This is a genomic window from Methanocrinis sp., from assembly GCF_049974945.1.
Lineage (GTDB): Archaea > Halobacteriota > Methanosarcinia > Methanotrichales > Methanotrichaceae > Methanocrinis.
Genome location: NZ_JBNGCU010000159.1, coordinates 1 through 2,822, shown reverse-complemented (window position 1 = coordinate 2,822; position 2,822 = coordinate 1). Strand labels below are relative to the sequence as shown.

General features: G+C 61.8%; 2 protein-coding genes and 1 pseudogene. All 3 read left to right on the top strand.

The window, feature by feature from the left end; all coding sequences use genetic code 11:
* Positions 1–275: pseudogene (locus tag ACP5EL_RS10095) on the top strand (type 2 isopentenyl-diphosphate Delta-isomerase); the annotation flags it as partial.
* The gene (locus tag ACP5EL_RS10090; RefSeq protein WP_428402383.1) at positions 272–1,612 is read left to right on the top strand and encodes an RNase J family beta-CASP ribonuclease; all 1,341 of its coding nucleotides are present in this window, start codon (positions 272–274) and stop codon (positions 1,610–1,612) included. The pseudogene ACP5EL_RS10095 and the gene ACP5EL_RS10090, both read left to right, overlap by 4 nt.
* Before the next feature lie 28 nt (positions 1,613–1,640).
* On the top strand, positions 1,641–2,609 hold the full coding sequence (locus ACP5EL_RS10085; RefSeq protein WP_428402384.1) for a polyprenyl synthetase family protein: 969 nt from the start codon (positions 1,641–1,643) through the stop codon (positions 2,607–2,609).
* The last annotated feature ends 213 nt before the right edge of the window (positions 2,610–2,822 follow it).

The window sequence follows — 2,822 nt, the reverse complement described above, 5'->3', positions numbered from 1 at the left end:
GGATAGACGCCGCCAAGAGCATCGCCCTGGGGGCGAGCCTGGCGGGGGCCGCTCTTCCCTTCCTGGCTCCGGCGACGGAAGGATCTTCCGAGGTTGCGGGGGCCCTCCGGGTCTACGAGAGGGCCTTTCGGACCGCCATGTTTCTGACCGCCTCAAAGAGGATCACCGACCTTCGGTCTGCTCCGATCGTCGTCCTTGGCAGGACGAGAGAGATCCTGGAGCAGAGAGGGTTTGACGCGAAAAAGTTTTCCATTTACAGAGAGATGTCGAGATGAAGGATATTGGAATTGTAGCTATCGGAGGCTACGAAGAGATCGGACGGAACATGACCGCCATCAGGATCGGTCATGACATATTGATAATGGACATGGGCCTCCGGTTGGACCGGGTTCAGATTCATGAGGATACAGACGTAGAGAGGCTTCGCCCCTCCGAGCTGATATCCATGGGGGCGATCCCCAACGACAGCGTCATGAAGGACGTGGACGGAAGGGTGAGGGCGATAGCCTGCACTCACGGCCACCTGGACCACATCGGTGCCATATCGAAGCTTGCGCACAAGTACAGGGCTCCCATCATCGGGACCCCTTTCACCGCAGATCTGATCAAGCAGGAGATCGAGGCCGAGAAGCACCAGGGGACGAAGAACGAGGTGGTGACCATGAACGCCGGCAAGACGAGGCAGATAGCGCCCGACATCGAGCTGGAGTTCATAAGGGTTCAGCACAGCATAGTCGACTGCGTCTTCGCCGCCATTCACACCCCAAAAGGTGTGATCCTCTACGCCAACGACTTCAAGATGGACCGGAGCCCGACTTTGGGCCAGCCACCAGACTTCGCGAGGCTGAAGAAGCTCGAGTCCGAGGGGGTCTTGGCCCTGATCACCGAGACGACCAACGCCGGGGTCTCGGGAAAGACGCCTTCGGAGCAGATAGCAAAGGACCTGGTCTGGGACGTTCTGATGGGGACCGAGGAGACGAAGTCGGGGGTTCTGATGACCACCTTCTCCTCTCACATCGCGCGGATCAGGGCGATCATCGAGGCCGCCCACGAGATGGGGAGAAAGCCGGTCCTCCTGGGCAGGTCGATGGAGAAGTACTGGGGGACGGCGAAGAGGGTGGGGTACGCCCCCAAGTCCAACGACCTCGCCGTCTACGGCCGCAGGAAGAGCGTGGACAAGTTCTTCAAGAGGATGATGCAGGAGGGAAAGGACAAGTATCTCCCCATCATGACCGGTCATCAGGGAGAGCCGGGGGCCGTCCTCAGCCGGGTTGCCAGCGGCGAGACCGACTACCAGCTCGAGTCTGGGGACAAGGTCGTCTTCAGCGCCGGGGTCATACCTCAGCCCCTCAACGTCTCCAGCCGCCACATCGTGGAGACGAAGCTGAAGATGAGGGGGGCGAGGGTTTACGACAACATCCACGTCTCGGGCCACGCCTGCGTCGAGGATCACTGGGAGCTTTTGAGGATGATCAACCCCGAGCACGTTATCCCCAGCCACGGGAACTTCCAGAGCCACGGCAAGTACCTCTCCATGGCCGAGGATACCGGCTACGAGCTCGGCTACACCTTCCACATCATGAGGAACGGCCAGGAGCTGATCCTCCCCTGAAATGGGGAGGACAGGAGGCTTGATAGAAATGGTGATCCTTGACGATGAGCTGGGAAGGCGGTCCGGCATGATCTCCGAGGCGATAGAGGACCTTCTGCCGGTGGTCCATCCGGAGGAGCTCTACGCTGCGGGGAGGCATCTCGTGGATGCCGGGGGAAAGAGGCTTCGGCCGAGCATGCTGCTTTTGGCCGCGGAGGCGGTGGGGGGCGACCCCAAGATCGTGGTCCCGGCGGCCGTCTCCATCGAGCTGGTCCACAACTTCACCCTGATCCACGACGACATCATGGACAACGCCGAGACCCGGCGGGGGAGGCCTGCGGTCCACGTCAAGTGGGACGAGGCGGGGGCCATCCTGGCCGGGGATACCCTCTACTCCAAGGCCTTCGAGATCCTGACCGCCTCGGAGGCGAGGCCGGAGGATATGGTCGCCTCGGTGGCCATGCTGGCTCGGACCTGTGCCGCCATCTGCGAGGGGCAGTGGCTGGACATGGAGTTTGAGAGGAGGGACCAGGTCGCAGAGGACGAGTACCTGGAGATGATCGAGAAGAAGACCGGGGTCCTCTACGGGGCCTCGGCCTGGATGGGAGCCCGCCTCAGCGGCGCCCCCGACCTCCAGGCAGAAGGGCTGGAGAGGTTCGGCCGCCTGGTGGGGATGGCCTTCCAGATCCAAGACGACGTCCTGGACCTGACCGCCCCGGCGGAGGTTCTGGGAAAGCCCCGGGGCGGGGACCTGGCCGAGGGGAAGAAGACCCTGATCATGATCCACGCATTGTCCAGAGGAGCAGAGATCGAGATCTTCGGCAGGAGGAACGCATCCGCCGAAGAGATCGAGGCCGCCCTAAAAACCCTCAAAGCCAGCGGGTCCATCGACTACGCCCGGAAGAAGGCGGTGAGCCTGGTCGAGGAGGGAAAGGAGGCACTAGCGGTCCTCCCGGACTCGGAGGCCAAGTCCCTTCTCCTGGAGCTGGCCGACTACATGATAAGCAGAAGTTATTAATCCATAAAACGACAGACGGAATTCGTAGCTCTGGCGCCGTCGAGGTCGGGGCCGAGGTCAGGACCGAGGTCGAGGCCGGAGAGGCGGCCGAATTAAGGCTGCGGCATGATGGGGAGGCGTTCAAATTGCACGAGCACAAGCACGAACTGCACGAGCACGAGCACGAGTTGCACAAGCACGAGCACGGGCTGAGCAGGCACGAGATCGAGCATC